The sequence below is a fragment of the Pseudomonas sp. G2-4 genome, assembly GCF_030064125.1.
Lineage (GTDB): Bacteria > Pseudomonadota > Gammaproteobacteria > Pseudomonadales > Pseudomonadaceae > Aquipseudomonas.
Window position 1 is genome coordinate 1,484,662 of the sequence record NZ_CP125957.1, and the last position, 26,023, is coordinate 1,510,684.

Annotated in this window: 24 protein-coding genes; 13 read left to right on the forward strand and 11 right to left on the reverse strand. The window is 61.3% G+C overall.

The window, feature by feature from the left end:
* Positions 1–115 precede the first annotated feature (115 nt).
* Genes adeC through QNH97_RS06635 form a run of 3 tightly spaced genes read right to left on the reverse strand, consistent with a single transcriptional unit; the run spans position 116 to position 5,895 of the window.
* Complete coding sequence (gene adeC / locus QNH97_RS06625; protein WP_283556127.1) at positions 116–1,573, reverse strand: AdeC/AdeK/OprM family multidrug efflux complex outer membrane factor; 1,458 nt, start codon at positions 1,571–1,573, stop codon at positions 116–118.
* On the reverse strand, positions 1,570–4,734 hold the full coding sequence (emhB, locus tag QNH97_RS06630; RefSeq protein WP_283556128.1) for an efflux RND transporter permease subunit EmhB: 3,165 nt from the start codon (positions 4,732–4,734) through the stop codon (positions 1,570–1,572). Before emhB ends, adeC begins: the two co-directional genes overlap by 4 nt.
* 3 nt (positions 4,735–4,737) lie before the next feature.
* The gene (locus tag QNH97_RS06635) at positions 4,738–5,895 is read right to left on the reverse strand and encodes an efflux RND transporter periplasmic adaptor subunit (protein ID WP_283556129.1); all 1,158 of its coding nucleotides are present in this window, start codon (positions 5,893–5,895) and stop codon (positions 4,738–4,740) included.
* A gap of 265 nt (positions 5,896–6,160) precedes the next feature.
* Here QNH97_RS06635 and QNH97_RS06640 point away from each other — a divergent pair, with 265 nt between their 5' ends.
* Positions 6,161–6,793, forward strand: a complete 633-nt coding sequence (locus QNH97_RS06640; protein ID WP_283556130.1) for a TetR family transcriptional regulator — start codon at positions 6,161–6,163, stop codon at positions 6,791–6,793.
* 150 nt (positions 6,794–6,943) lie between these two features.
* Here the strand turns inward: QNH97_RS06640 and QNH97_RS06645 are convergent, their stop codons facing one another.
* The 4 genes from QNH97_RS06645 to QNH97_RS06660 form a co-directional block, all read right to left on the reverse strand.
* Complete coding sequence (locus QNH97_RS06645) at positions 6,944–7,456, reverse strand: hypothetical protein (protein WP_283556131.1); 513 nt, start codon at positions 7,454–7,456, stop codon at positions 6,944–6,946.
* Between the two features lie 320 nt (positions 7,457–7,776).
* The gene (locus tag QNH97_RS06650) at positions 7,777–8,826 is read right to left on the reverse strand and encodes an alkene reductase (protein WP_283556132.1); all 1,050 of its coding nucleotides are present in this window, start codon (positions 8,824–8,826) and stop codon (positions 7,777–7,779) included.
* Between the two features lie 38 nt (positions 8,827–8,864).
* Complete coding sequence (locus tag QNH97_RS06655; RefSeq protein ID WP_283556133.1) at positions 8,865–10,031, reverse strand: MFS transporter; 1,167 nt, start codon at positions 10,029–10,031, stop codon at positions 8,865–8,867.
* Between the two features lie 17 nt (positions 10,032–10,048).
* Positions 10,049–10,351: an ArsR/SmtB family transcription factor gene (locus tag QNH97_RS06660; RefSeq protein WP_283556134.1), complete on the reverse strand. Its 303-nt coding sequence runs from the start codon at positions 10,349–10,351 to the stop codon at positions 10,049–10,051.
* A gap of 167 nt (positions 10,352–10,518) precedes the next feature.
* Here QNH97_RS06660 and QNH97_RS06665 point away from each other — a divergent pair, with 167 nt between their 5' ends.
* Positions 10,519–11,103 (forward strand): acyl carrier protein phosphodiesterase, encoded by a 585-nt coding sequence (locus tag QNH97_RS06665; RefSeq protein WP_283556135.1) that lies wholly within the window; start codon positions 10,519–10,521, stop codon positions 11,101–11,103.
* A gap of 113 nt (positions 11,104–11,216) precedes the next feature.
* Here QNH97_RS06665 and QNH97_RS06670 read toward each other — a convergent pair whose 3' ends face one another.
* Together QNH97_RS06670 and olsB are read right to left on the reverse strand one after the other, a co-directional pair.
* Complete coding sequence (locus QNH97_RS06670) at positions 11,217–12,011, reverse strand: lysophospholipid acyltransferase family protein (protein WP_283556136.1); 795 nt, start codon at positions 12,009–12,011, stop codon at positions 11,217–11,219.
* Entirely contained in the window at positions 12,011–12,766 is a 756-nt protein-coding gene (gene olsB, locus QNH97_RS06675; RefSeq protein ID WP_283556137.1) for an L-ornithine N(alpha)-acyltransferase, read from the reverse strand. Before olsB ends, QNH97_RS06670 begins: the two co-directional genes overlap by 1 nt.
* Positions 12,767–12,910: 144 nt before the next feature.
* Between olsB and QNH97_RS06680 the strand changes: the two genes are divergently transcribed.
* The 5 genes from QNH97_RS06680 to QNH97_RS06700 all read left to right on the forward strand — a co-directional run bounded on the left by QNH97_RS06680 (position 12,911) and on the right by QNH97_RS06700 (position 17,339).
* On the forward strand, positions 12,911–13,783 hold the full coding sequence (locus QNH97_RS06680) for an acyl-CoA dehydrogenase middle domain-containing protein (protein ID WP_283556138.1): 873 nt from the start codon (positions 12,911–12,913) through the stop codon (positions 13,781–13,783).
* A 180-nt stretch (positions 13,784–13,963) separates the two neighbouring features.
* The gene (locus tag QNH97_RS06685) at positions 13,964–15,058 is read left to right on the forward strand and encodes a serine hydrolase domain-containing protein (protein ID WP_283556139.1); all 1,095 of its coding nucleotides are present in this window, start codon (positions 13,964–13,966) and stop codon (positions 15,056–15,058) included.
* Positions 15,055–15,366 (forward strand): amidase, encoded by a 312-nt coding sequence (locus QNH97_RS06690; RefSeq protein ID WP_283556140.1) that lies wholly within the window; start codon positions 15,055–15,057, stop codon positions 15,364–15,366. The genes QNH97_RS06685 and QNH97_RS06690 overlap by 4 nt, the downstream gene beginning before the upstream one ends.
* 223 nt (positions 15,367–15,589) lie before the next feature.
* Positions 15,590–16,180, forward strand: a complete 591-nt coding sequence (locus tag QNH97_RS06695; RefSeq protein ID WP_283556141.1) for a YceI family protein — start codon at positions 15,590–15,592, stop codon at positions 16,178–16,180.
* Between the two features lies 1 nt (position 16,181).
* Positions 16,182–17,339: a phospholipase D-like domain-containing protein gene (locus tag QNH97_RS06700; RefSeq protein WP_283556142.1), complete on the forward strand. Its 1,158-nt coding sequence runs from the start codon at positions 16,182–16,184 to the stop codon at positions 17,337–17,339.
* A 132-nt stretch (positions 17,340–17,471) separates the two neighbouring features.
* Here QNH97_RS06700 and bglX read toward each other — a convergent pair whose 3' ends face one another.
* Positions 17,472–19,763: a beta-glucosidase BglX gene (bglX, locus tag QNH97_RS06705; RefSeq protein WP_283556143.1), complete on the reverse strand. Its 2,292-nt coding sequence runs from the start codon at positions 19,761–19,763 to the stop codon at positions 17,472–17,474.
* A 251-nt stretch (positions 19,764–20,014) separates the two neighbouring features.
* Here bglX and QNH97_RS06710 point away from each other — a divergent pair, with 251 nt between their 5' ends.
* The 6 genes from QNH97_RS06710 to QNH97_RS06735 all read left to right on the forward strand — a co-directional run bounded on the left by QNH97_RS06710 (position 20,015) and on the right by QNH97_RS06735 (position 24,857).
* On the forward strand, positions 20,015–20,623 hold the full coding sequence (locus QNH97_RS06710; protein ID WP_283556144.1) for a LemA family protein: 609 nt from the start codon (positions 20,015–20,017) through the stop codon (positions 20,621–20,623).
* Between the two features lie 98 nt (positions 20,624–20,721).
* Complete coding sequence (locus QNH97_RS06715) at positions 20,722–21,450, forward strand: TPM domain-containing protein (protein WP_283556145.1); 729 nt, start codon at positions 20,722–20,724, stop codon at positions 21,448–21,450.
* A gap of 28 nt (positions 21,451–21,478) precedes the next feature.
* Complete coding sequence (locus QNH97_RS06720; RefSeq protein ID WP_283556146.1) at positions 21,479–22,096, forward strand: TPM domain-containing protein; 618 nt, start codon at positions 21,479–21,481, stop codon at positions 22,094–22,096.
* A 310-nt stretch (positions 22,097–22,406) separates the two neighbouring features.
* Positions 22,407–23,624, forward strand: coding sequence for a class I SAM-dependent methyltransferase (locus QNH97_RS06725; protein WP_283556147.1), 1,218 nt, complete (start codon positions 22,407–22,409; stop codon positions 23,622–23,624).
* Positions 23,625–23,848: 224 nt separating this feature from the next.
* The gene (locus QNH97_RS06730) at positions 23,849–24,430 is read left to right on the forward strand and encodes a DJ-1/PfpI family protein (protein ID WP_283556148.1); all 582 of its coding nucleotides are present in this window, start codon (positions 23,849–23,851) and stop codon (positions 24,428–24,430) included.
* An 82-nt stretch (positions 24,431–24,512) separates the two neighbouring features.
* Positions 24,513–24,857 (forward strand): YegP family protein, encoded by a 345-nt coding sequence (locus QNH97_RS06735; protein ID WP_025212324.1) that lies wholly within the window; start codon positions 24,513–24,515, stop codon positions 24,855–24,857.
* A 103-nt stretch (positions 24,858–24,960) separates the two neighbouring features.
* Here QNH97_RS06735 and QNH97_RS06740 read toward each other — a convergent pair whose 3' ends face one another.
* Positions 24,961–25,980, reverse strand: a complete 1,020-nt coding sequence (locus QNH97_RS06740; RefSeq protein WP_283556149.1) for a DUF4917 family protein — start codon at positions 25,978–25,980, stop codon at positions 24,961–24,963.
* Positions 25,981–26,023 lie beyond the last annotated feature (43 nt).

The following is a 26,023-nucleotide window of genomic DNA, read 5'->3' on the forward strand; positions in this document are numbered from 1 at the left end:
CGGCCCAGCGGGAGCAAGCTCCCTCGCCACAGGTTTATGTGTTGAGCTCGGAAGCGATTAAAAACAAAAAGCCCACCTTTCGGTGGGCTTCGTGTTTCAGCATTCAAAGCGTCAATCAGAACAGTTTCGTCTCTGGCGCTTCTTCTTTCACCGGCTCGTTCTTGCCAGTCTCGGCATTCCAGCCGCCACCCAGTGCCTTGTACAGGTTGACCTCACTGGTCAGCTGCGAGAGGCGGTCGGTGATCAGCGATTGTTGGGCGCTGAACAGCTGGCGTTGGGCGTCGAGGAAGGTCAGGTTGCTGTCGACGCCGATGCGGTAGCGACGCTCGGCCAGGCGGTAGTAGTCCTGGTTGGCGGCGACGAAGGCGGTCTGGGCCTGCAACTGTTCGTTGTAGGTCCGGCGTGCGGCCAGGCCGTCGGAGACTTCCTGGAACGCGGTCTGAATCGACTTCTCGTAATTGGCGACGTTGATGTCTTTCTGGATTTTGGCGTAATCCAGGCTCGCCCGCAGGCTGCCGGCGTTGAAGATCGGCAGGTTGATTTGCGGGGCGAAGCTCCAGGTGCCCGAGCCGCCCTTGAACAGACCGGACAGGTCCGGGCTCAGGGTGCCGGCGTTGGCCGTCAGGCTGATGCTTGGGAAGAACGCAGCCCGCGCGGCGCCGATGTTGGCGTTGGCGGCCTGCAGGTTGCGTTCGGCCTGGAGAATGTCCGGACGGCGTTGCAGCAGGTCCGATGGCAAGCCAGCCGGCATTTCGCTCAGCAGGTCATCGCTCAGCGGTTTGGTGTTCAGGTTGCCCGGCAGGCCGGTACCCAGCAGCAGCGTCAGGTTGTTCTCGTCCTGGGCGACCTGGCGGGTGTAGCGAGCCAGTTGCACGCGGGCGTTTTCTACTGCCGTGCGCGCTTGGCTCAAGTCCAGGGCCGAGGCCACGCCAACTTCGGCGCTGCGGGAGGTCAGCTTGAGGCTTTGATCGTAAGCCCCCAGGGTTTCCTGGGTCAGCTTGAGCAGTTCCTTGTCGGCCTGCCAGGTCAGGTAGGCGTTGGCAACGCTGGCCACCAGGCTGATCTGGGTGCTGCGGCGGGCTTCTTCGGTGGCGAAGTAGCTTTGCAGTGCTTGCTCGCTCAGGCTGCGGACCCGACCAAACAGGTCCAGTTCATAGGCGCTGATGCCCAGGGTAGCCGAGTAGGAGCTGCTGATGGCCGCTTCACCGGTCTGCGAAGCCCGGGCCGGCACCCGCTGACGGCTGCCGGAACCGGTGGCCGAGACCGCCGGGAACAGGTCCGCCCGCTGGATGCGGTATTGCGCGGCATAGGCGTCGATGTTCAGCGCCGCGACGCGCAGGTCGCGGTTGTTTTCCAGGGCCACCTGGATCAACTGTTGCAGCGCCGGGTCATGGAAAAACTGTTTCCAGCCCTGCTCGGCGGCGGCCTGGCCAGGCGCGTTGGCCGACTCGTAGGCCGGGCCTTGCGGGTATTGCGCCGCGACCGGTGCTTCGGGCCGCTGATAGTCGGGGATCAGCGAGCAACCGCTGAGCACGACGGCGGCGATGGTCAGGGAGAGGAGCGACTTGCTCATTGGCCAGCCTCTTTAGAAGTTTCAGGAGCGTCGTCCTGGTCGATATTTTTACGGCGACCTATCGACGACACAGTCACAAAGAACAATGGCACCCAGAAGATTGCCAGGATGGTGGCGGTGATCATACCGCCGATCACACCGGTACCGATGGCATGCTGGCTGCCTGAGCCGGCACCGGTAGAGATCGCCAGTGGAACTACGCCGAGCACGAACGCCAGGGAGGTCATGATAATTGGCCGCAGACGCATCCTACAGGCTTCGATGGCGGCTTCCACCAACGTTCGGCCCTGTTCGTGGAGTTCCTTGGCGAATTCCACGATCAGAATGGCGTTTTTCGCCGCCAGGCCGATGGTCGTCAACAGCCCCACCTGGAAGTACACGTCGTTGGACAGACCCCGCAGGCTGGTGGCCATCAAGGCACCGATGATCCCCAGTGGCACCACGAGCATGACTGCGATCGGAATCGACCAGCTTTCATACAGCGCCGCCAGGCACAGGAATACCATCAGCAGCGACAAGGCGTACAACGCGGGTGCCTGGGAGCCCGACAGGCGTTCCTCATAGGACAGGCCTGTCCAGGAAATCCCCACGCCGGCCGGCAGCTTCTTGGCGATGGCTTCGACTTCGGCCATGGCTTCACCGGTGGAATAACCCGGCGCTGGTGCTCCGAGGATTTCCATCGCTTCCACGCCGTTATAACGGGCCAGTTTCGGCGAGCCGTAGATCCACTCGCCCTTGGCGAACGCGGTGAAGGGCACCATGGTCCCGGCGCTGTTGCGTACGTACCACTTCTTCAGGTCTTCAGGGCTCATGCGAGCGCCCGGCTGGCCTTGCACGTAGACCTTCTTCACCCGACCGCGGTCGATGAAGTCGTTCACGTAGCTACTGCCCAGGGCAATCGACAGGGTGTTGTTGATGTCCGAGAGGGTGATGCCCAGGGCGCTGGCCTTCTCGTCATCGATTTCCAGCTGATACTGCGGCTCGTCATTCAGACCATTTGGACGCACCTGGGAGAGGATCTTGCTCTGCGCGGCCATGCCGAGGAACTGATTGCGGGCCTCCATCAACTTCTCGTGACCAATGCCGGCGCGGTCCTGCAGGAACACGTCGAAACCGGTAGCGTTACCCAGTTCCAGAACCGCGGGCGGAGCGAAGGCGAACACCATCGCGTCACGGAAGGTGAAGAAGTGCTGCTGGGCGCGAGCCGCGAGCTTGAACACGCTGTTGTCGGCGTTACGTTCGTCCCACGGCCTGAGCATGATGAACGCCATGCCGGAGCTTTGGCCACGACCGGCGAAGTTGAAGCCGGTCACGGTGAACACCGAGGCCACGGCATCGCCTTCACCGCCGTCCTTGCTCGGACGCAGCAGGAACTCACGCATCTTGTCCACGACTACCTGGGTGCGCTCGGCGCTGGAGCCGGCCGGTGTCTGCACCTGGGCAAACAGCACGCCCTGGTCTTCTTCCGGCAGGAACGCCGTCGGAATGCGGGTGAACAGCCAGATCATGCCGACCACGATGATGATGTAGGCCAGCAGGTATGGAGCCTTGTGCTTGAGCATGTTGCCCACGCCGCGCTCGTAGCTTCTGACGCCACGGTCGAACGTGCGGTTGAACCAGCCGAAGAAGCCGCGTTTCGGCGTGCCGTGCTCACCCTTGGGGATGGGTTTGAGCATGGTGGCGCACAGGGCCGGGGTGAAGATCAGGGCCACCAGTACCGACAAGGCCATGGCCGAGACGATGGTGATGGAGAACTGCTTGTAGATCACACCGGTGGAGCCGCTGAAGAACGCCATCGGCAGCAGTACCGCCGACAGCACCAGGGCGATACCCACCAGGGCCCCCTGGATCTGCCCCATGGATTTCTTGGTGGCTTCCTTGGGTGACAGGCCTTCTTCGCTCATCACCCGTTCGACGTTTTCCACCACGACGATGGCGTCGTCCACCAGCAAACCGATGGCCAGCACCATGCCGAACATGGTCAGGGTGTTGATGCTGAAACCGAACGCGGCGAGGATCCCGAAGGTACCCAGCAATACCACCGGCACGGTCATCGTGGTGATGATGGTGGCGCGGAAATTCTGCAGGAACAGGAACATCACCAGGAACACCAGCACGACCGCTTCGACCAGGGTTTCAACCACACCCTTGATCGACTCACTCACCACCGGCGTGGTGTCGTACGGGAACACCACTTCCATGCCTTGCGGGAAGAACGGCTTGAGGTCTTCGATGGTCTTGCGCAGAGCCTTGGCCGTGTCGAGGGCGTTGGCGCCGTTGGCCAGTTTTACTGCCAGGCCCGAGGCTGGCGCACCGTTGAACTGGGCGCTGACGCTGTAGTTCTCACCGCCCAGGCCAACATCGGCGACATCGCCGACGCGCACTTGCGAGCCGTCCGGATTGACCTTGAGCAAAATCGCCTTGAACTGCTCGGCGGTCTGCAAACGGGTCTTGCCGATGATGGTGGCGTTCAGTTGCTGGCCGGGCAGGGCCGGCAATCCGCCGAGCTGGCCGGACGAGACCTGGACGTTCTGCGCGGCGATGGCATTTTTTACGTCCACCGGGGTCAGGTTGAAGTTGTTCAACTTGGCCGGGTCGAGCCAGATCCGCATCGCATACTGGGCACCGAAGACCTGGAAGTCACCGACACCAGCGGTGCGCGAGATCGGGTCCTGCATGTTGGACACGATGTAGTTGGACAGGTCGTCCTTGGTCATGCTGCCGTCGCGCGACACCACGCCGATCACCATCAGGAAGTTCTTCACTGACTTGGTCACGCGGATGCCCTGTTGCTGCACTTCTTGCGGCAGCAGCGGGGTGGCCAGGTTCAGCTTGTTCTGGACCTGGACCTGGGCGGTATCGGAACTGGTGCCCTGCTCGAAGGTCGCGGTGATGGTCATGCTGCCGTCGGAGTTACTTTCCGAGGACACATAACGCAGGTTGTCGATACCGTTGAGCTGCTGCTCGATGACCTGCACCACAGTGTCCTGCACGGTTTGCGCGGACGCACCCGGGTAGGTCACTTGGATCGCGATGGCCGGCGGCGCGATGCTCGGGTACTGGTTGATTGGCAATTTGAGGATCGATAAAGCCCCGACCAGCATGATCACCAGGGCGATCACCCAGGCAAAAATCGGACGGTCGATAAAAAATTTCGACATGGTTTACTCCCCTTTGCCGCCGGCTGCTTTATCAGCTGCCTGAGCGGGGGCCGGGTTCTTGGCATCGACATTGGTGGCTTCGGTGGCTTTGACTTCCACCCCTGGCCGTACGTACTGCAACCCTTCGGTGATCAGGCGGTCGCCGGCCTTGAGCCCGTCTTCGATCAGCCACTGGCTGCCGACGGTACGGCTGGCCTTGAGCTGACGCAGTTCGACCTTGTTGTCCGGGCCTACCACCAGGGCGGTCGGCGAGCCTTTGAGGTCGCGGGTCACGCCTTGTTGCGGTGCCAGGATGGCCGCGCTGTTCACACCGGCCTGCAATTGTGCGTGGACGAACATGCCCGGCAGCAGGGTGTGGTCCGGGTTGGGGAACACGGCGCGCAAGGTCACGGAACCGGTGGTCTGGTCGACCGACACTTCCGAGAATTCCAGCTTGCCTTCATGTGGGTACTGGCTGCCGTCTTCCAGGGTCAGCTTGACCATGGCGGCATTGTCGCCGGCCTTCTGCAGGCGGCCACTTTCCAGCTCGCGACGCAGTTGCAGCAGCTCCACCGAGCTTTGCGTCACGTCGACGTAGATCGGGTCCAGTTGCTGGATGGTCGCCAGGGCATCGGCCTGACCGTTGCTCACCAACGCACCTTCGGTGACCGAGGAACGACCGATGCGGCCGGAAATCGGTGCGTAGACCTTGGTGTAGCGCACGTTGATCTGGGCGGTCTGCAGGTTGGCTTCCGACTCCAGGCGGTTGGCCACGGCGGTGTCGTACTCCTGGCGGCTGACGGCCTGTTCGTCGACCAATTGCTTGTAGCGATCGGCAATCGACTTGGTGGACCGCAGGTTGGCCTCGGCGCTTTTCAGGGTCGCTTCGTACACCGCCGGATCGATCTGATACAGCTGCTGGCCGGCCTTGACGTCAGCACCTTCCTTGAACAGGCGCTTGAGGATAATGCCGTTGACCTGTGGACGAACTTCCGCAACGCGGAACGCACTGGTGCGCCCCGGAAGCTCTGACGTCAGGGTGAAAGGCTGGGCCTTGAGGGTTACGACGCCGACCTGAGGGGTGGGGGGCGCAGGTGCCGCCTCTTCCTTTTTACATCCGCTGAGCAGCGATGCCAGGGCGATGGCGGTAACCAGAGCGGTAACAGCTGGCTTGAATTGCATGGAAATCCTCGGGTCCAGGCGCGCAACAGGCGCACTCGAAAAGTGAAAGGTAAAAAAAGAGCGAGATAAGCAATTAGTAGGATGCTAAGAAATATACTTACGTACATGGTTGTTTGTAAACAGCCAAATTGCGTAACATCCGTATTTACAAAAGCCTGACAAAGGCATTCGTAGGTCGGGGGCGCGTTGCGAGAAACGCCGCCTCATATTTGTTCAGCTGATCCTTACGCATTGCTGATGCATCCTGATTGAGGTGTTTACTGCCATGGTCCGTCGTACCAAAGAGGAAGCCCAGGAGACGCGTAGCCAGATACTCGAAGCGGCCGAAAAAGCCTTTTTCGAGCGAGGCGTGGCGCGCACGACCCTGGCCGATATCGCGGCACTGGCCGGCGTGACGCGCGGGGCCATCTATTGGCACTTCAGCAACAAGGCGGACCTGCTCCAGGCCATGCTCGATACCTTGCACGAGCCGCTCGACGAATTGGCCCGGGCCAGTGAGCGTGAAGATGAGCTTGATCCGCTGGGTTGTGTGCGTGCGCTGCTGGTCCGGTTGTTTCAACAGGTGGCCCTGGACCCGAAAACCCGACGCATTAATGAGATTCTGTTTCATAAGTGCGAATTCACCGATGAAATGTGCGATTTGCGCCAGCAGCGGCGCGAGGTCAGCCTCGACTGCAATGTGCGTATCGCGCTGTCGTTGAGCAATGCGATGAAGCGCGGTCAGTTGCCGGATGACCTGGATCCCGAAAGGGCGGCGGTCGCCATCCACGCCTACATCGACGGCATTCTCTACCAATGGCTGCTGGCTCCCGACAGTTTCGCACTGGCCGGTGAGGCTGAGCGCTGGGTGGATATCGGACTGGATATGCTGCGCCTGAGCCCAAGCCTGCGCAAATGATACAAAATGCTTAATTGCGTCGGTTTGTGTCAATAGCTGATCGGTGAGGATACTGCCGGGCCTTGATCCCGTCGAAGTACTTTATAGAGGAAGCACAGGTGCCACGCAGGGCACCTGTACTTGTCGTGTCAGCCTGTTACCGCCCCTGTGCTATTCGACAATGAGGCGCACGGTGTAGCTGAACGGTGGTTCGAGCATTTTTTGGGAAACTTCTGACCGGCAGGTGTATTCGCCATTGCCGGTATACGCGGTCCTACTTTTCCAGTTTGGCCTGTAACTGGACTCCAAGACGCCAAAACCGATGGGGGCTTCAAACAGGGTTTGCATCTGACAGCCGAAATTGAAGTTGCTCATTTGATAGGATAAGACCAATTCAATAGGTTTGATCTTTCTCAGCGTCGGTTGCCAGCCAGCAGCGGGGTAAGTGAATCTCCGGTTATGGACTAAATACAATTCTCCGACTGTTTTGGCGGGGACGTCATGAGTGCTTAAGGAAAAGTCCGGGGGCGTGGGCAACTCACTTAGAACGTTGGTCATTTCCAAGGCGTTGGAAGTATTGTTGATGATCTCCACGGTGATAGCTGTGTTGGCCAGGCTGGTGGCGACGGCCATGGGCCCCAGGAGCAGGGCGAGAATCAGGTTTTTCATAATGTTCATTGTCATGCGTCTCTCATGAATGCGAGGCTCGCTAAAGCCTGCACAAGATTATTGTGCGTGATTGAAGTAGCTGGGTTGGGTTTGTTTAAAGAGTTGAAGTTGATTATTTAAATAAATAGCTGTCGACTGAGTCCATTCAAAATGGGTGGGTTGTTGTTCGGGCTTATTATTAACGTTGTTGAATCTATTAATCCATGGCGAGTCGGTGTCGTGTTGTTATTTAATATGTCGACTTCCGAAGGGTGTGGCGGAAGTGGAAGTCTACAGGTATAAAAAAGCCCCGGTTCTTTCGAACCGAGGCTGTATTACAAGATGGGGTTTTCGAATTACATCACGGGATAGTCGATATAACCCACGGGGCCTTTACCGTAGAACGTTTCCGGATGCGGTTCGTTCAGCGGTGCATCAGCTTTCAAGCGGGCCGGCAGGTCCGGGTTGGCAATGAACGGTACACCGAAGGCGACGGCATCCGCCTTGCCTTCGGCCAGCCAGGCATTGGCGCTGTCCTTGGTGAAACGCTCGTTGGCGATGTACGGGCCGCCAAAGGCTTGCTTGAGTTGCGGGCCAATGCTGTCGTCGCCTTCCTTCTCGCGGGAGCAGATAAAAGCGATGCCGCGCTTGCCCAGTTCGCGGGCCACGTAGCTGAAGGTTTCCAGACGGTTCTCGTCGCCCATGTCATGGGAGTCGGCGCGTGGCGCCAGATGCACGCCAACCCGGCCGGCGCCCCAGACTTCGATGGCCGCGTCGGTCACTTCCAGCAGCAGGCGGGCGCGGTTTTCCAGGGAACCGCCGTACTGGTCGGTACGCTGGTTGGTGCTGCTTTGCAGGAACTGGTCGAGCAGATACCCGTTGGCGCCGTGGATTTCCACGCCGTCGAAACCGGCGGCCTTGGCGTTCTCGGCCCCTACGCGGTAGGCATCGATGACGTCGGCGATCTCAGCGGTTTCCAGTGCGCGCGGTGTCGGGAAGTCGGCCAGCGGACGCACCAGGCTCACGTGGCCCTTAGGCTGAATGGCGCTCGGCGCCACCGGAGTTTCACCGTTCAGGTACGACGGGTGAGAGATCCGGCCTACGTGCCACAGTTGCAGGAAGATCTTGCCACCCGCGCCGTGGATGGCCTTGGTCACGTTGCTCCAGCCGCGCACTTGGTCGTTGGACCAGATGCCCGGGGTGTCCGGGTAGCCGACGCCCATCGGCGTGACGGAGGTCGCTTCGCTGAGGATCAGGCCGGCGGAGGCGCGTTGTACGTAGTACTCGGCCATCAACGCGTTAGGCACGCGGCCCGCATCAGCGCGGCAGCGGGTGAGCGGAGCCATGATGATGCGGTTTTTCAGCTCGATGTCGCCAAGTTTGATCGGATCGAAAATAGTCGTCATGCGTTACAGCCTCGTCAGAATCAGAGAGTGGTTAAGCGTCAGTGAGTTGCCGGAGCCAGCTCGGCATTGCCGTCCTGGCGGAAAGTGATCAGGGTGACCAGCAGCGCCAGTACGGCCAGCGCGCCGGCGGCCAGGGGCACGGACGTCAGGCCCAGGCCGTGGTCGATGACGCTGCCGCCGACCCAGGCGCCCAAGGCGTTGCCGATGTTGAAGGCGCCGATGTTCAGGGTGGACACCAGGTTTGGCGCGGCTTTGCCGAAGGTCACCACGTTGACTTGCAGGGCCGGCACGGCGGCGAAGCAGGCGGTGGCCCAGAGGAACAGGGTGATTTCGGTAGGGATCAGCGCCACGCTGGTCCAGCTCAACACGGTGGACACCACGGCCATGGTGATGAAGACGCCCATCAGCGTATTCGCCAGGCTCTTGTCCGCCAGCTTGCCGCCGATGATGTTGCCCAGGGTCAGGCCCAGGCCGATCAGGACCAGGGTCCAGGTCACGCCACGGGGCGAAACGCCAGTGACTTCGCCCAGCAGCGGGGCGACGTAGGTGAACAGGGTGAACACCGAGGCGGAAAACAGCGCGGTCATGCTCAGGGACAACCACAAGCCCGCGCCCTTGAGGGCGACCAGTTCCGAGCGCATGTCGAGTTTTTCTTCATCGCGCTTGGCCGGCAGGAAACGGACTAGGCCGATCAGGGCAATCACGCCGATGACGGTCACGGCCCAGAAGGTCGAGCGCCAGCCGGTTTCCTGGCCCAACGCGGTGCCCAGCGGGACACCCAGCACGTTGGCCAGGGTCAGGCCGGTGAACATCAGGGCCACGGCCGAAGCACGCTTGTTGGGCGCCACCAGGCCAGCAGCTACCACTGAGCCAATACCGAAGAACGCACCGTGGCACAGGGCAGTAACCACCCGAGCGAACATCAGCACGTCGTAGTCGCTGGCGATGGCACAGAGCAGGTTGCCGACGATGAAAATCCCCATCAGCGCCACCAGGGCGGCCTTGCGTGGCAGCCGTGCGGTGGCCAGTGCCATGAATGGTGCGCCGATGGCCACGCCCAGGGCGTAGCCGGTCACCAGCCAACCGGCACCGGGGATCGATACACCGAGGTCGGCCGCCACTTCGGGCAACAGGCCCATGATGACGAACTCGGTGGTGCCGATGGCGAAGGCGCTCAGGGCCAGGATGAGGAGTGAGAGGGGCATGATAGGTCCTTGTCAGATCAGAGCTCTTGGCTCATTTGCTTAAGGAACTGCTGGATCACTTCCTCGTTGCGTTTGAAGAAGTGCCATTGACCGACCTTCTGGCTCGAGATCAATCCCGCCCGTTGCAACACCGCCAGGTGCGCAGAAACCGTGGACTGCGACAGGCCGCAACGCTGGTCGATCTGTCCGGCGCAAATGCCGAATTCGTGGTTGTGCAACTGTTCGGGGAACTGGACCTTGGGGTCTTTGAGCCAGTTGAGGATGTCTCGCCGTACTGGGTGTGCCAGCGCTTTTATTATTTCGTCGAGGTCAAGGGGCATGGGGGGCAGCTCGTGATGGGCTTGCAATGGATAGAACGCTATATCGCGATAAGGCGAACCTTAAATCGTTGTTTCGCGATATACCAATATAAATTTGATCTGAATACCGAATAAATCGCTATATCGGGTTATAACGATATAGGCGCGATGGTGCTAAGCTGCGCGCCATGAACTATCTCGCGCACCTGCACCTCGGCGGCCCTGGCCGGGAACAACTGCTCGGCAGCCTCTACGGCGACTTCGTCAAAGGGCCGCTGCAAGGGCTGTACGATCCGCAGATCGAAGCGGCGATCGCCCTGCATCGGCGCATCGACATGTACACCGATCGCCATCCCTTGGTGGACATTGCCCTGTCGCGTTTTTCCACAGTGCGCAGACGCTATGCCGGGATCGTGCTCGACGTGTTCTTCGATCATTGCCTGGCCCGGGACTGGACGTCGTACGGCGAAGGGCCGCTGGTGGATTTCACGTCCCGTGTGTACCAGGTACTCACCACCGAACAGCAGTTGCCGGGGCGCCTGGCACAGATCGCGCCGTATATGGCGGCGGATGACTGGCTGGGGTCTTATCGGGAGTTCGAGGTGCTGGCGCAGGTACTGCGCGGCATTTCCCGACGCCTGTCCCGACCGGAGGAACTGGCGGGGGCGATGCAGGAACTGGTCAGGCTCTATGAGCCATTGAGCGAAGACTTCAGGCTGTTCTATCCGCAGTTGCAGGATTTTGCGCTGAATCAAACCACGCCGCAGGTCTAATTGTGGGAGCGAGCTTGCTCGCGATAGCGGTGTGTCAGTCAGCTCATCTGCTGAATGTTAAGCCGCTATCGCGAGCAAGCTCGCTCCCACAGGAGGCTCCGCAGAGGTCCGGGTCAGGCCGCAATCGCCGCGGGCCGCATCGGCGCTTGCTGCTTCTCGGGGATCGCGCCGAACAATGCCTTGTGCACCGCCTGTTGTGCCTGGAACGCCAGCGCCGCGCGCTCCTGGCCGTGGCAGGCGATGGGTTGCAGCAGGTGGATGTGCACGTCGCCTCGATCATGGGCAAACAGGCGCATCAGGTGCGATAACAAGTCATCATCGCCAATGAACGGTGCCAGCGAGTCAGGTTCACCGTCGCGCAGGTAACGAATCGCCACCGGTTGCAACGCCACATCGGCATCGATGGCGGCGGATAACAAGCGACCATGGAAAGTCCGCAAGGAGCGGCCATCGGTGGTGGTTCCTTCGGGGAACATCAACAGCGGATGGGCCTGTTCCAGGTGGCGGCTCATCTGCTTGCGGATCAACTGGCTGTCACCCGAGCCGCGACGGATGAACAGGCTGCCAGCCTTGGCCGCCAACCATCCGGCTACCGGCCAGGTGCGCACTTCGGCCTTGGAGAGAAACGACAGCGGCGCCAGCATGCCCAGCAGCGGGATGTCGGTCCAGGACACGTGGTTGCTGACCCACAGCATCGGCCGTTGCGGCAGTTGGCCATGGACGGTCACAGAAAAGGGCAGGGCGCGGCTCAAGCGTGCCATGAAGAACCGTGACCAACGCTGGCGGCGGACCATGGAGTTGGCCACGCCCAGGCGTTCGAACAGACCGAACAGGCCAGCCATGCTCAAGCCCAGCGCCACCACCACCAGCACTCGCGCAATCCGCGCGTACACCCGCAACCGGCCCATCAGACCGCTGCCTTGAAGTGACGAGCGTAGCGTGGGCAGAGTTCGTCGCGCTTGAGCAGGATGAACACGTCGGCCACCTGGAAATCTTCGTCCCAGCAAGGTTCGCCGCAAATCTTCGCGCCCAGGCGCATGTAGGCCTTGAGCAGCGGCGGCATTTCGGCGATGACGTTGGACGGCACGTCCAGGGCGGGGAGCGGTTTTTTCGGCACGGCTTGCAGGTGTTCTGTGCACAGGTAGCGTTCGCGCAGGCGCTGCATGATCGCCTGGGCCTGGATGCCGCCATCCTGCATTGGAATGCTTGCGCAGCCCATCAGGTAGCTGTAGCCGCCTTCGTTCAGCACTTCGGCCAGTTCGCCCCAGAGCACCGCGATGGTGCCGCCGTTGCGGTAGGCCGGGTCGACGCAGGTGCGGCCGATTTCCAGGATGGGCCCTTTAAGATGGACCAGGCCATGGAGACTGAATTCTTCTTCGCTGTAGAACCGGCCCAAGCTGCTGGCGGCCTGATGGTCGAGCAGGCGCGTGGTGGCCACGAGGCGGCCGGTGTTCAGGTCGCGTACGCCGATGTGGGCGCAGTGAACATCATAGTCATCCATGTCCAGACCCACTTCCGCGCCTTTGAGCTTGGCGTTGAACTCGCCGCTGAAGACGTTGAAGCGCAGGGCCTGGGCTTCTTGCAGAGCGTCGGCGCCAATCAGGCGTTCGGCTTGCAGGCGGCGTTCATTGCCGGTGTCGCTGATGCGGGCGATCTGAGTCATAGCGAATCTCCGTGCGGGCTGTTCAGTTGCAGCCAATCGACTTTCTTTATGCAGCCATGTTGTGCAAAGTCAGGCTATGTAGCCCCGGTGTCATCGCCATGAAGCTTTGGTGATGCTTATATGACAGCCCTCAAGGAGCCTCCTATGCCCTGGCAAACCCTGATCGAACGTGGCGAGCGCCTGCCTGCCCATCCGGACATGGCCGAAGGTTATGCGACCTTGCTGCAACGTCTGGGGCCGGTCACACCCTTCGAACTGGCGGTGGCCGGGGCACGGTTGATGGCCACGCCGGGGCTGGCTTTCCTGGTGGGGTATCAGGCGGCGTTGCGGGTGCTTTGGCCGAGCGCACCGCAGAGCCTTGGCGCCTTGTGTGCCACCGAACAGCGCAGCCTGCGCCCGGCGGATATGCAAACCCGCCTCAGCGATTTACGCCTGAGCGGACGCAAGGATTTCGTTACCGCGGGCGATGCTGCCGAATGGTTGCTGATCGCCGCTCGCAGCGAAGCACCCGGTGAAACGCCGCGACTGAACCTGGCGGTGGTCTATCCCGGCGAGCCCGGCGTGACCCTGGAAAAACTCCCGGCAATTGCCTTGATGCCAGACGTCAGCCATGGCCGCGTCCTGCTCGACGACGCGCTGTGCGAGTTGCTGGCGGGTGACGGTTGGGATGCGTACGTCAAACCGTTCCGCACCCTGGAGGATCTTTATGTGCTCAGTGCCATGACCGCCTGGCTATATGGCGTAGGGCAGGAGTGCACCTGGCCCCAGGCGTTGCAGTTGCGCCTGCTGGCGTTGTTGGCCGGTTGCGCGGAGGTGAGCCGCCACAACCCGTCCAGCGCGGCCGGGCATGTGCTGCTGGGCGGGTTGTTCGCGCAGTTCGACGGGCTCGACGGCGAACTGAGCAGTGCGTTGGCCGCCGGGCCTGCCTCGTGGCGCGAGATGTGGACGCGGGATAAAGCAGTGATGGAAATGGCTGCGGGCGCGCGGGCCAAGCGGTTGGCCAAGGCGTTGGGTTAGCCCTCCAAACGACCACCCCCTGTGGGAGCGATCTTGCTCGCGATAGCGCCGGATCAGCACCAATGATGTTGGCTGACACTCCGCCATCGCGAGCAAGCTCGCTTCCACAGGGGCCACACAAACTCAAATTGTCATCAAGTCTGAATAGGCTCTGAAGGTTCAACCCTACGAGCCCCAAGCATGTTCAAAGGCTGGTTCCTGATACCGCTCCTCTTGCTCACCCTGGGCGTCCGCGCCGAAGATTGGCCCAGCGAGCAGTGGCTAACCGGCCCGCCCCCCAGCGGCCCTGGCATCGAAGCCCTGGAGCGATACGCCTTCCCACCCCGAGACGACGCCACCCGCCAAGGCATCCGCACCGACGCGCTGCTGGTGATCCAGGACGGTCGACTGGTCTATGAACGCTACGCTGGGCCGACCACCGCCGATACCCCGCACTTGACCTGGTCCATCAGCAAAAGCCTGATGGCGACGGTGTTCGGCGTGGCCTACGGTGAAAAACTGTTTGACCTGCAAGACCCGGTCGCCCGGTACTACCCGGCGCTGGGCAAGCACCCGGGTATGACCCTGGCCGATCTTTTTCACTGGGCCTCGGGCCTGGATTGGCAGGAAGATTACGAATACGCACCGCTCAACTCCTCGGTGGTGGCGATGCTGTATACCCGGGGGCGCCGCGACATGGCGGGGTTCACCGCGCAGCATGAAAGTTTCAGCCCGCCGGGACAGGTGTTCCGTTATTCCAGCGGCGACAGCAACCTGCTGGCGGCCGCACTGAAAAACATCGTCGGCCCGCAGCGCTATCCCGATTACCCCTGGACGGCCTTGTTCGAACCGCTGGGCATCCGTCACGCCACTTGGGAAACCGACGCCAGCGGCACATTCGTCGGCTCATCCTATGCCTACCTCACGGCGCGGGACCTGGCGCGTGTCGGGCTGTTGATGCTGCGGGACGGTCGCTGGGGCGAACGGCAATTGATCCCCAGGGATTGGGTCGCGTTCAACCGCGAGCCTTTCGCCCGATTCCAGGCCGGCCAGGACGAAGCCGTGCCCGGCGGCCATTGGTGGCTCAACCGCGCCGCCGACCCGGCGATCCGCCCTTGGGCCGACGCGCCGCCGGATACCTTCGTCGCGCTGGGTCACTGGGGCCAGGCGTTGTACATCATCCCCAGCGCCCGGCTGGTGATCGTGCGCTACGGCGATGACCGCGACGGCAGCTATCGCCACAACGAACTGCTCAAACGAGCCATGGCGGCGTTCGCCGGGGCGGTGCAGCCATGAGCCGCAAGTGGCTGTTCACGCTGATGTCGGCGCTGCTCGTTGCCCTGTTGGGCTGGCTCTGGCTCGAGCGGGTGGCGCTGCGGGCCTTTCCCGACATCATCAGTGCCTATACCGCCAAGGAGTATTGCTCGTGCCGCTACGTGATGGAGCAACCGGCGGACTACTGCCGTGGCTATGTGAAACAGTCGGTGCCCATCAGCGACTTTCTCGACACCCCTGAAGCGAAACGCATCACCGTCAGCGGGTTGGGGCGTAGTCACAGTGCGCGTTGGCTGGGGGCGCGGCAGGGGTGTCGGTTGGAGCCTTGAGATGGGTCTATAGCGACCGCTGTTGTGGCGAGGGAGCTTGCTCCCGCTCGAGTGCGCAGCGCTCGCAAATTCTTTAACCTGTCGCGATCTTGGGGCTGCTTCGCAGCCCAGCGGGAGCAAGCTCCCTCGCCACGCGAGCAGGGCCGTTGTTGAAACAGACAGTTTGCAAGCGCCCTCGGCGCGGTTAAGGTTCGCCACAGGTTTATCTGCCCCCCGAGTGTGTATGTTCAAGCGGTCTTTCTCCCACGCTGTCGCGAGCTTATTGCTGGCCTGCGCCGCATTGCCGGCCCAGGCCGATTGGTACCTGGACGGCGAATCGTCGCGGCTGTCGTTTATCAGCAGCAAAAACGGCAATGTTTCCGAGGTCCAGCGTTTCCTGGTGCTTCACGGGCAAGTCCAGCCCGAGGGGCTGGCACGCCTGGAAGTGGAGCTGGAATCCATCAACAGTGGCATCCCCCTGCGGGACGAGCGCATGCGCACTGAGCTGTTCGAGATCAAGCAATTTGCCGACGCCACCGTCACCGCGCAGCTCGACCTGGCGCCGATCCAGGACCTGGCCAACGGCGCGCAGTTGGAATTGCGCTTGCCGCTGACAGTGAACCTGCACGGCAAGCAGCATGAGTACAACGTCGAAATGCTGGCGACGCGCCTGGATGAACGACGCTTCCAAGTGGTGACCCTGGAGCCGGTGGTGCTCAACGCGGCGGATTTCGACCTGGCGCCGGGCCTGGAAAAACTGCGAAACATGGCCGGGTTGTCGGCCATCAGTCTGTCGGTGCCGGTGAATGCGGTGCTGATTTTTACGGCGCGCTGACATGAGCGGCCCGGTATTTCCCTGGCGCGAAGGCAATCGCTTCGAGCTGTTGATCGACGGTCCGCAGTTCTTCCCGCGCATGCTGGTGGAAATCGCCCGCGCCCAGGAACAGGTCGAACTGGAGCTGTATCTGGTGGAGTCGGGGGCCTGCGCCGAGGCAATGATCCAGGCCCTGGTGCAGGCCGCCGAGCGCGGCGTGCGGGTGCGCTGCCTGTTCGATGACTACGGCAGCCTGGCGTTTACCCTGGGCCTGCGCAACCGCCTGACCGCGGCCGGCGTGGAGTTGCGCTTCTACAATCGCTTGAGCTGGCGCCGTTGGGTGCGCAATCTCTACCGGGATCACCGCAAGTTGTTGTTGGTGGATCAGCGTCTGGCGGTGGTCGGCGGCACCGGAGTGACCGATGAATTCTGGAACCCCCTCGATGACCACTGTGAGTGGCACGAAGTGATGGTGGAAATCGTCGGTCCGCTGGTGCTCGACTGGCAGTTGCTGTTCGATCGCCAATGGCTCGCCAACCGTCATCGACGTGCGTGGAAGCCGGCGGCCAACTTTGGTTTGCCGCGCTTGCCCCGTGTTCCACCGATGGGCGAGGGCATGGGCCGGGTGGCGTATGCCGACGCCCGCCAGCATCGCGACATCCTGCAATCACTGTCCCGTGCGTTGAACAGTGGCCAGAAGCGGATCTGGATGGCGACGCCGTATTTCCTGCCGACCTGGAACGTGCGCCGTTCCCTGCGCAAGGCTGCGGCCCGGGGCATCGATGTGCGCCTGTTGCTGACCGGCCCGCGCACCGACCATCCGTCCGTGCGCTACGCCGGGCACCGTTACTACCCAAGGCTGCTCAAGGCTGGGGTGAAAATATTCGAATACCAACCCTGCTTCCTGCACCTGAAGATGGTGCTGGTGGACGATTGGGTCAGCATTGGTTCATGCAATTTCGATCACTGGAACCTGCGTTTCAACCTGGAGGCGAACCTCGAAGCCCTCGACCCGGCCCTCAGTGCGGCGGTAGCGGCGAGTTTCGAGCGGGACTTCGCCCAGAGCCTGCAAGTCAGCCTCGACGCCTGGCAGCGTCGGCCGTTGTGGAAGCGGGTCAAGCAGCGGTTGTGGGGATGGGTGGATCGTCTGGTGGTGAATCTGTTGGATCGACGGGGTTAGCCCGAACACCCAGATACAACTGTGGGAGCGAGCTTGCTCGCGATGGCGGTCTGACAGTCAACATCTCAGTTGAATGTTAAGCCGCTATCGCGAGCAAGCTCGCTCCCACAGGGGGGGTGCGTGGCCTGAGGGTCAGAGCAACTCAAAACTCTGCTGCTTCACATCCTGGGAGTCCAGGCCGATCTGCACATTGAACTTGCCCGGCTCCGCTGCGTACTTGAGCTGGGCGTTGTAGAACTTCAGGTCGTCTTCGGTGATGGTGAAGTGGACGACTTTCTTCTCGCCGGCCTTGAGCATCACCTTGCGGAAGTTCTTCAGCTCCTTCACTGGGCGGATGATCGAGCCGGTGACGTCCTGAATGTACAGCTGCACCACGGTTTCGCCGTCACGCTTGCCGGTGTTCTCCACTGTGACGCTGGCGTCGAGCTTGCCGGTTTTGTTCAGTGTGGTGGACGACAGGGCCATGTCCGACAGGCTGAACTCGGTGTAGCTCAGGCCATAGCCGAACGGGTAGAGGGGGCCCGTGGTGTCATCGAAGTACTGCGAGGTGTAGTTGCCTGGCTTGCCCGGGGTGAACGGCCGGCCGATGCTCAGGTGGTTGTAGTAGGTCGGAATCTGCCCCACTGAACGCGGGAAGGTGATCGGCAGTTTGCCCGATGGGTTGTAGTCGCCGAACAGCACATCGGCGATGGCGTTGCCGCCCTCGGTGCCGCTGAACCAGGTTTCCAGGATCGCATCGGCCTGTTGCTTCTCGTCCAGCAACGACAACGGTCGGCCATTCATCAGCACCAGTACCAACGGCTTGCCGGTGGCCTTCAAGGCCTTGATCAGCTCGCGCTGACTGGCGGGAATGTTCAGCTCGGTGCGGCTCGAGGATTCATGGGACATGCCACGGGACTCACCTACGGCGGCCACCACCACGTCGGCGTCCTTGGCGGCTTTCACCGCTTCGTCGATCAGCACCTGGGCCGGGCGCGGGTCGTCCACCACTTCCGGGGCGTCGAAGTTGAGGAAGTTCAGGTAGTCGAGCACCTTCTTGTCGCCGGTGATGTTGGCGCCACGGGCATAGATCAGCTTCGACTCAGCGCCCAGGGCGCGGGTCATGCCGTCGAACAGGGTGACCGACTGCGCGGGACGCCCGGCGGCGGCCCAACTGCCCATCATGTCGATCGGTGCCTTGGCCAGCGGGCCGACCAAGGCGATTTTTTTGCCTTTGTCCAGAGGCAGGGTCTGGTTGCGGTTCTCCAGCAACACCAGGCTGCGGCGTGCCACGTCACGGGCATCGGCACGGTGCAGGCGACTTTCGGCGTAAGTGTCGGCCGGATCGTCCTCGGCCTTGCCGATACGCAGGTACGGATCCTTGAACAGGCCCATGTCGTATTTGGCCGCGAGCACTTCCCGGACCGCGTTATCGATGTCGCTCTGTTCGATCTCACCGGCCTTGAGCAACCCTGGCAGTTCCTTGCCGTAGAGCGAGTCGTTCATGCTCATGTCGATGCCGGCCTTGATCGCCAGCTTCGCCGCTTCGCGACCGTCCTTGGCGACGCCATGCTTGATCAGTTCGAAGATGGCACCGTGGTCACTGACGGCCAGGCCCTTGAAGCCCCATTCCTTGCGCAGCAGGTCGTGCATCAGCCAGGTGTTGGCGGTGGCCGGCACGCCGTTGATGGAGTTCAGCGCGACCATCACCCCGCCGGCTCCGGCGTCGATGGCGGCGCGGTAGGGCGGCAGGTAGTCCTGGTACATTTTCAGCGGACTCATGTCCACGGTGTTGTAGTCCCGGCCGCCTTCCACTGCGCCGTAGAGGGCGAAGTGCTTGACGCTGGCCATGATGCTGTCGGCCGCGTTGGCGCCGTTGCCCTGGAACGCCTTGACCATCACCCCGGCAATGCGTGACACCAGGTAGGTGTCCTCGCCAAAACCTTCGGAGGTCCGACCCCAGCGCGGGTCGCGGGAAATGTCGACCATCGGCGCGAAGGTAATGTCCAGGCTGTCCGCCGCGGCTTCCTGGGCAGCGACCCGCCCGGAGCGGTAGATGGCGTCCATGTCCCAGCTGGAGGCCAGGGCCAGGGGAATCGGGAAAATGGTGCGGTGGCCGTGGATCACGTCGTAGGCGAAGAACATTGGGATCTTCAGCCGACTGCGCATGGCCGCGTCCTGCATTGGACGGTTTTCATCACGGGTGATGGAGTTGAACGTACCGCCGATGTTGCCGGCGGCGATTTCCTTGCGGATCATCTCCCGGGGCATTTCGGGGCCGATGCTGATCAGGCGCAATTGGCCGATCTTCTCATCGAGGGTCATTTGCTTCATCAGGTTGCTGATGAACGCGTCCTTGTTCTCCATGGGGGCTGGCAGGTTGTCGGCTAATACGGATTGACTGGCCAGGGTGACAAACAGGCCCAGCAAACACAGCTTCTTCATGAATAGTTTTCTCGCAAGCCTAAAGGGCGGTGATTCGACACGCCGGTCAGCCAAAATGTGAGGAGCGGCTATTGTTGTTCAGTTGAATGCAGCACACTTTCGAACCCATTGGGCTGAACTTAGTTTCGCACTGCGCATCTTTTAGCCCATCGACCCGATTCAATCCAGTGCGGCGGCAGATTATGCCCCAGACGTCGGTGAGATAGGTGGCCGTGTTTTATCCAATGTCATGCAAGGGAGCGCTTCATCCCATGAATCTACGACTGAACCACCGCACGGGCCTGAAAATGCTGGCCCTGATGCTCTTTTCCACATTGCTGGCCGGTTGCGGCATCAACAACATTCCGACCCTGGACGAACAGGCCAAGGCCGCTTGGGCCCAGGTGCAGAACCAGTATCAACGGCGTGCCGACCTGATTCCCAACCTGGTGGAAACCGTCAAGGGCTACGCCCAGCACGAGCAGGAAACCCTGACCGCGGTGATTGAAGCACGGGCCAAGGCCACGTCGATCCAGGTCGATGCCAACACCCTGGATAACCCGGAAAAACTCAAGCAGTTCCAGCAGGCCCAGGACCAGTTGAGCGGCGCGTTGAGCCGGCTGATGGTGGTGGTCGAGCGTTATCCTGACCTCAAGGCCAACCAGAATTTCCTGGCGTTGCAATCGCAACTCGAAGGTACCGAGAACCGCATCGCCGTGGCTCGCCGGGACTTCATCCTGGCGGTGCAGAAATACAACACCGAAATCCGCACCTTCCCGGGCCGCTTGTGGCATAGCGTGATGTACAGCGACCTGCCGGTGCGCGAAACCTTCGAGGCCACCAGCCCCAATGCCGAGAAAGCGCCGGAAGTGAAGTTTTGATGGAGCAGCTACACGCTTCAAGCTACAAGCCGCCAGCACAGGCAATGCGCGCTGCTTTTGCTTACGGCTTGAAGCTGGCCGCTCGCAGCTGTGCCCTTATGCTGTTGCTTTGGGTGTTTGCCGTCACAGCCCAGGCCGAGCTGAAGTTTCCGGCGCTGACCGGGCGCGTGGTGGACACCGCCCAGATGCTCGAGCCGTCGGTGCGCGGGCAACTGGATGCGCAGCTCAAGGCCCATGAACAGGCCACCGGGGAACAAGTGGTGGTTGTTACGCTCGCGGATCTGCAAGGCACCAGCATTGAAGATTTCGGCTATCAGTTGGGCCGGCATTGGGGCATCGGGCAAAAAGATAAAAACAATGGCGCGCTGCTGATCGTGGCCCGGGATGACCGTAAACTGCGGATTGAAGTGGGTTACGGTCTGGAGGATCGCCTGACTGACGCCCAGAGTTCGGTGATCATCAACCAGGTGATCACCCCGGCTTTCAAGACTGGCAACTTCAACAAAGGCATCAGCGACGGCGTGGCGGCGATGCTGGTGGTGCTGGGCGGCAGCCCGCTGGACGAACCGGCCCCGGTGTACAGCGCGGACGGGCAGCAGGAGGAGAGCGATTTCGTCGGGCGTCATCCATGGCTTTTCGTGCTGTTGGTGATGCTGTTTATCATCACCGTGATGGTTTGCCAGGTGCTCGGTATCCTGCCGTCCGGAGGCGGCGGCTCCAGCAGCTCCGGCCGCGGAGGCTTTGGCGGCGGTGGCGGTTCCAGCGGCGGTGGCTTCAGTGGGGGCGGGGGCAGTTTCGGAGGCGGCGGTTCGTCGGGCGGCTGGTGACAATAATAATGAGCGGGCGTTTCTAACCATGGCATTACTGACTGAACACGAACAACGCAAGGTCGCCGAGGCCATCGCCCGGGTCGAGCTGGACACCGACGCCGAACTGGTCACGGTGCTCGCCGCCCGCGCTGACGACTACGCTTACATTCCGTTGCTGTGGGCCAGCCTGCTGGCCCTGGTGCTGCCCGGCGTGGTGCATTACCTCACGGGCTGGCTGACTATGCACAGCCTGTTGCTGGTGCAATGGGTCAGTTTCATCGTGCTGTGCCTGGTGTTCCGTATTCCCAGTATCACCACGCACCTGATTCCCCGTTCCGTGCGTCACTGGCGGGCCTCCAACCTGGCGCGCCGACAGTTTCTCGAACAGAACCTTCACCATACGGTGGGCAGTACGGGGATATTGATCTTTGTTTGCGAGGCCGAACGCTATGTGGAAATCCTGGTGGACGAAGGCATTTCCAAGCGACTCGACAACACGAATTGGGACGCCATCGTCGTAGCGTTCACCCAGCAGGTTCGCCAGGGGCAGACGCTGGAGGGCTTCGTGACCTGCATCGAAGCCTGCGGTGAATTGCTCAAGGTGCACGTGCCGGTGACTCACGAGCGCAATGAACTGCCGAATCGGTTGGTGGTGCTGGGCTAAGAAGCATCGGCCAGCTCATTGTCATGGCAAGAACGCTTGTGTGGCGAGGGAGCTTGCTCCCGTTGGACCGCGAAGCGGTCCCCATCGGTTCCAAGGTCAGGCAGCAGGCTCACAAAATGACGACTGCTTCGCAGTCGAGCGGGAGCAAGCTCCCTCGCCACAAAAGCCTGGTCGGTCATGAAAGATTGAGCATCATCAAGAGGGTGCCGCCCGGATTTCGAACCATTCGGGAAATTCCCCGTGCCCTCACCCCCCATCCCCCCTAAAATACCCGCCATTCCCGATTCGCCCGCCCCGAGGCCGCTTTTTCATGTCCGCCACCGCAACCCCCGCCCGTCCCGCGCCGGATCACCACGCCCAGTTCATCGAGTTGCTGAAAACCAGTCTCGAGCAGAATGAGTTCATCAAGCTGGTGCTGGCCAAGTACGTGGGTGACGAAGCGGACCTTCAACGGCTGATCATCAAGCAGCTGACGGTCAAGGACCAGGCCTGTCTGTCTTTCGTCTACCGCTACAAGACCCGCGACATCACCAAGAATTTCCCGCTGGCCGAGGGCGTGGAAACCGTTGCCGCGCTGTTGCCGGCGTCGTTCAAGAACGCGCATTTATTGGCGGTCACCGACGAGGCGCAGTTGGAATACAGCAAGAAAGGCAAGAGCTCGCTGTTCAAGAGCAAGCCCCAGCAACTGCGCGAAGTGCCTTCTGCCGAGCACAACCGTGAGAAAAACCGCTTTCTCGACCTGAACCGGCCATTCCTGGCCGATTTGGGCGTGACCAACCACAAGCATGAGCTGATTCCGGCAATGTCGCGCAAGTGGAAGCAGATCAACAAATTCATCGAAGTCTTCAGCCATGCGCTGACGTCTTCGCCACTGGCCCTGGACAAACCGGTGCGGGTTTCGGATTTCGGTTCGGGCAAGGGGTACCTGACCTTCGCCATCCACGATTACCTGCGCAATACGTTGCAAGCCGAAGGCGTGGTGACCGGTGTCGAGCTGCGCGAAGACATGGTTAAGCTGTGCAACGAAGCGGCGGCGCGCCTGGAGCACCCAGGCTTGAGCTTCCAGCACGGTGACGTGCGCAGCGTGGCACCGAGCGCGGTGGATGTGATGATCGCCTTGCACGCCTGCGACATTGCCACCGATTACGCGATCCACATGGGCATCCGCTCGGGCGCCTCGATCATCATGTGCTCGCCGTGCTGCCACAAGCAGATCCGCCTGCAGATCCAGAGCCCGGCGCTGCTCAAGCCAATGTTGCAATACGGCCTGCACCTGGGCCAGCAGGCGGAAATGGTCACCGACAGTCTGCGGGCGCTGTTCCTGGAAGCGTGTGGCTACGAAACCAAGGTGTTCGAGTTCATCTCCCTGGACCACACCAACAAGAACAAGATGATCCTGGCGGTCAAGCGCGCCGAACCTGCGGACCCGACCGAACTGCTGGCGAAGATCCAGGCACTCAAGGCGTTCTACCACGTCACCGAGCACTGCCTGGAAACCCTGCTGCGGGCTGATGGTTATCTCGCCTGACCGACTGGCACATTACCCTGTGGGAGCGAGCCTGCTCGCGATTGAACGATGACGCGGTGCTCCTGAAAAAACGCGTCGCCTGAATCGCGAGCAGGCTCGCTCCCACAAGTTGCATCCAGCGATGTGCAGCCCGTCAGGTAATGACGGGTTATCGCTCATCCGCCGACTTACCGGACTACCTTTAATGCGTTCACCCCTCACGCATTTCCAAAGGAGCCCAACCCATGGCGGCCAAGAAAATCCTGATGCTGGTCGGCGATTACGTCGAAGACTATGAAGTCATGGTGCCATTCCAGGCGTTACAGATGATCGGCCATACCGTGCACGCGGTGTGTCCGGACAAAGCGGCCGGGCAGACCGTGCGCACGGCGATCCACGACTTTGAAGGCGACCAGACCTACAGCGAAAAACCGGGGCACCTGTTTGCCCTCAATCATGACTTCGCCGGCGTCGAAGCCGCCGACTACGACGCACTATTGGTGCCGGGCGGTCGTGCGCCGGAATACCTGCGCTTGAATGAAAAAGTCCTGCAACTGGTGCGTGATTTCGACCTGGCGGGTAAGCCGATTGCCGCGGTGTGCCATGGGGCGCAATTGTTGGCGGCGGCGGGCATCCTCGAAGGGCGCGAATGCAGCGCCTACCCGGCTTGCGCACCGGAAGTACGTCTGGCGGGCGGGACCTACATCGACATTCCCGTGACTGAAGGCCACGTCCAAGGCAACCTGGCGACCGCGCCGGCCTGGCCCGCGCACCCGAACTGGCTGGCGGGATTCCTGACCCTGTTGGGCACGGCCATCACCTTGTAGCGCTGCGGGGCCAACTGGCAGAACAAGCGCAGCGGGTCTTTACTGCTTGAGCAACATTTTGCGCGCCCAGAGGAGAACCCCCATGTCTGGATGGTACGAAATCAGCAAAAGCAGCAACGGTCAGTTTCGGTTTGTACTCAAGGCGGCTAACGCCGAAACGATTTTGACCAGCGAGTTGTACACCACCCGTAGCGGTGCTGACGGTGGCATCGCGTCGGTACAGAAAAACAGTCCGTTGGCTGAACGCTATGAGCTCAAAAGCACCAAGGACGGCCATCCGTACTTCAACCTCAAGGCTGCCAACCACGAAGTGATCGGCAGCAGCGAGGCCTATGCCTCGGACGCCGCTCGCGACAAAGGCATCGCCAGCGTCAAGGCCAACGGGCCGACGACGGTGATCAAGGACAAGACCCTGGCAGCGCTTTGAGTTCATCCCTGTGGCAGCGAGCTTCCTGTGGCGAGGGAGCAAGCTCCCTCGCCACGGTCACTCACTGACCTGAAGTTGGGTTTCCAGGTCATGTCTGCACAGGTTAGACCTCCACCGGCACCGATAACTTCGGATTGCCCAGCGGATGGCTCTTGGCATCAAAGAAGCGCAATTCAACATCCAACCCCTGAAACACCTTGGCGTAGTGCCGCTTCTGGTGCTGGATAAACGCCTGGCTGCGCGGATAGATCGAAATCGCCAGCGTTTTGGGCGCAGCCTGGCGCAAGGCTTGGACAATGTGCTGGTCCTGCTCGCCCAGGGCATGGCCGAACAGGCACAGGTTGTCGCCGTGGTGCAGCAACTGGTCATAGCAGAACGACAGGTAGTCGGAGCTGCGGATGGTCTTGAGTTTGTCCGAACTCGGGCCCTCATTGACGAACAGCGGCACGTCGTCGAGGGTCTTGATCGTATTGTTGATGGCGAAACTGCCCAATAGCGTGCCTTCGGTGGAGGTGAGCTTGCGTGCCGTGCCGTCCTGGTTGCGCACCAGGTGCAGGCCGCCGTGCAAGTACAGCAGGCGCGGTTTGTCCGTGGCCACCTGGCTCAAATCAAAACTGTGGTCGACGCCGAAGAACAGGTCGGTGAGGGGCTCGGGCGCGTGTTGGATCGCCCAGTAGTTGAGCAAGTCATAATTGGTGGTAAACACCGTGCGATAGCGACTCATTTCCTGGTTGAGTGTCGCCAGGGTCGAGGGCTGCACCAATCGCCACGGGATATGCACCGCGTGCACGGTGTTGATCAGCGCCTCCTTGATCGCGTAATAGCGATTGCGCGGGGCCGCGGAGCTGACGGCCAGGGCCTTGTTGACCCGGCTGGTGGTTTTCAGTGCGCCGAGCACTTGTTCGAAGCTGCGCGTCTGCATTGCGTCAAACACGCTCAGTTCAGAGGGGCTTAACGGTTTCTCTTCCACAGTGCGGGCGTTTTCGAACAGCGAGTCATAGCCGAAATCGTCCCATATGGCGCGGCTGGCGCCATTGCCCACCAGCAAGCCGCTGAAGGAAGTGGTGGCGCGCATGGCCTCCCAGTCTTCGAGCCGGGCGTCATGTTCCTGGAAATCGGTCATTGCGAAGCTCATCTCAAAATGTGGCAAAAGGCAGGGCGCGACT

What these genes read in the sequence shown, in the direction of transcription:
- QNH97_RS06740 (WP_283556149.1), bottom strand. Translation starts at nt 25,980, where the DNA reads ATGACCGATTTCCAGGAACATGACGCCCGGCTCGAAGACTGGGAGGCC.
- QNH97_RS06685 (WP_283556139.1), top strand. Translation starts at nt 13,964, where the DNA reads ATGTTCAAAGGCTGGTTCCTGATACCGCTCCTCTTGCTCACCCTGGGC.
- QNH97_RS06640 (WP_283556130.1), top strand. Translation starts at nt 6,161, where the DNA reads ATGGTCCGTCGTACCAAAGAGGAAGCCCAGGAGACGCGTAGCCAGATA.
- QNH97_RS06655 (WP_283556133.1), bottom strand. Translation starts at nt 10,031, where the DNA reads ATGCCCCTCTCACTCCTCATCCTGGCCCTGAGCGCCTTCGCCATCGGC.
- QNH97_RS06710 (WP_283556144.1), top strand. Translation starts at nt 20,015, where the DNA reads ATGAATCTACGACTGAACCACCGCACGGGCCTGAAAATGCTGGCCCTG.
- QNH97_RS06680 (WP_283556138.1), top strand. Translation starts at nt 12,911, where the DNA reads ATGCCCTGGCAAACCCTGATCGAACGTGGCGAGCGCCTGCCTGCCCAT.
- QNH97_RS06650 (WP_283556132.1), bottom strand. Translation starts at nt 8,826, where the DNA reads ATGACGACTATTTTCGATCCGATCAAACTTGGCGACATCGAGCTGAAA.
- QNH97_RS06730 (WP_283556148.1), top strand. Translation starts at nt 23,849, where the DNA reads ATGGCGGCCAAGAAAATCCTGATGCTGGTCGGCGATTACGTCGAAGAC.
- olsB (WP_283556137.1), bottom strand. Translation starts at nt 12,766, where the DNA reads ATGACTCAGATCGCCCGCATCAGCGACACCGGCAATGAACGCCGCCTG.
- QNH97_RS06695 (WP_283556141.1), top strand. Translation starts at nt 15,590, where the DNA reads ATGTTCAAGCGGTCTTTCTCCCACGCTGTCGCGAGCTTATTGCTGGCC.
- emhB (WP_283556128.1), bottom strand. Translation starts at nt 4,734, where the DNA reads ATGTCGAAATTTTTTATCGACCGTCCGATTTTTGCCTGGGTGATCGCC.
- QNH97_RS06715 (WP_283556145.1), top strand. Translation starts at nt 20,722, where the DNA reads ATGCTGTTGCTTTGGGTGTTTGCCGTCACAGCCCAGGCCGAGCTGAAG.
- bglX (WP_283556143.1), bottom strand. Translation starts at nt 19,763, where the DNA reads ATGAAGAAGCTGTGTTTGCTGGGCCTGTTTGTCACCCTGGCCAGTCAA.
- QNH97_RS06670 (WP_283556136.1), bottom strand. Translation starts at nt 12,011, where the DNA reads ATGGGCCGGTTGCGGGTGTACGCGCGGATTGCGCGAGTGCTGGTGGTG.
- QNH97_RS06700 (WP_283556142.1), top strand. Translation starts at nt 16,182, where the DNA reads ATGAGCGGCCCGGTATTTCCCTGGCGCGAAGGCAATCGCTTCGAGCTG.
- QNH97_RS06645 (WP_283556131.1), bottom strand. Translation starts at nt 7,456, where the DNA reads ATGACAATGAACATTATGAAAAACCTGATTCTCGCCCTGCTCCTGGGG.
- QNH97_RS06735 (WP_025212324.1), top strand. Translation starts at nt 24,513, where the DNA reads ATGTCTGGATGGTACGAAATCAGCAAAAGCAGCAACGGTCAGTTTCGG.
- QNH97_RS06665 (WP_283556135.1), top strand. Translation starts at nt 10,519, where the DNA reads ATGAACTATCTCGCGCACCTGCACCTCGGCGGCCCTGGCCGGGAACAA.
- QNH97_RS06690 (WP_283556140.1), top strand. Translation starts at nt 15,055, where the DNA reads ATGAGCCGCAAGTGGCTGTTCACGCTGATGTCGGCGCTGCTCGTTGCC.
- QNH97_RS06635 (WP_283556129.1), bottom strand. Translation starts at nt 5,895, where the DNA reads ATGCAATTCAAGCCAGCTGTTACCGCTCTGGTTACCGCCATCGCCCTG.
- QNH97_RS06720 (WP_283556146.1), top strand. Translation starts at nt 21,479, where the DNA reads ATGGCATTACTGACTGAACACGAACAACGCAAGGTCGCCGAGGCCATC.
- adeC (WP_283556127.1), bottom strand. Translation starts at nt 1,573, where the DNA reads ATGAGCAAGTCGCTCCTCTCCCTGACCATCGCCGCCGTCGTGCTCAGC.
- QNH97_RS06660 (WP_283556134.1), bottom strand. Translation starts at nt 10,351, where the DNA reads ATGCCCCTTGACCTCGACGAAATAATAAAAGCGCTGGCACACCCAGTA.
- QNH97_RS06725 (WP_283556147.1), top strand. Translation starts at nt 22,407, where the DNA reads ATGTCCGCCACCGCAACCCCCGCCCGTCCCGCGCCGGATCACCACGCC.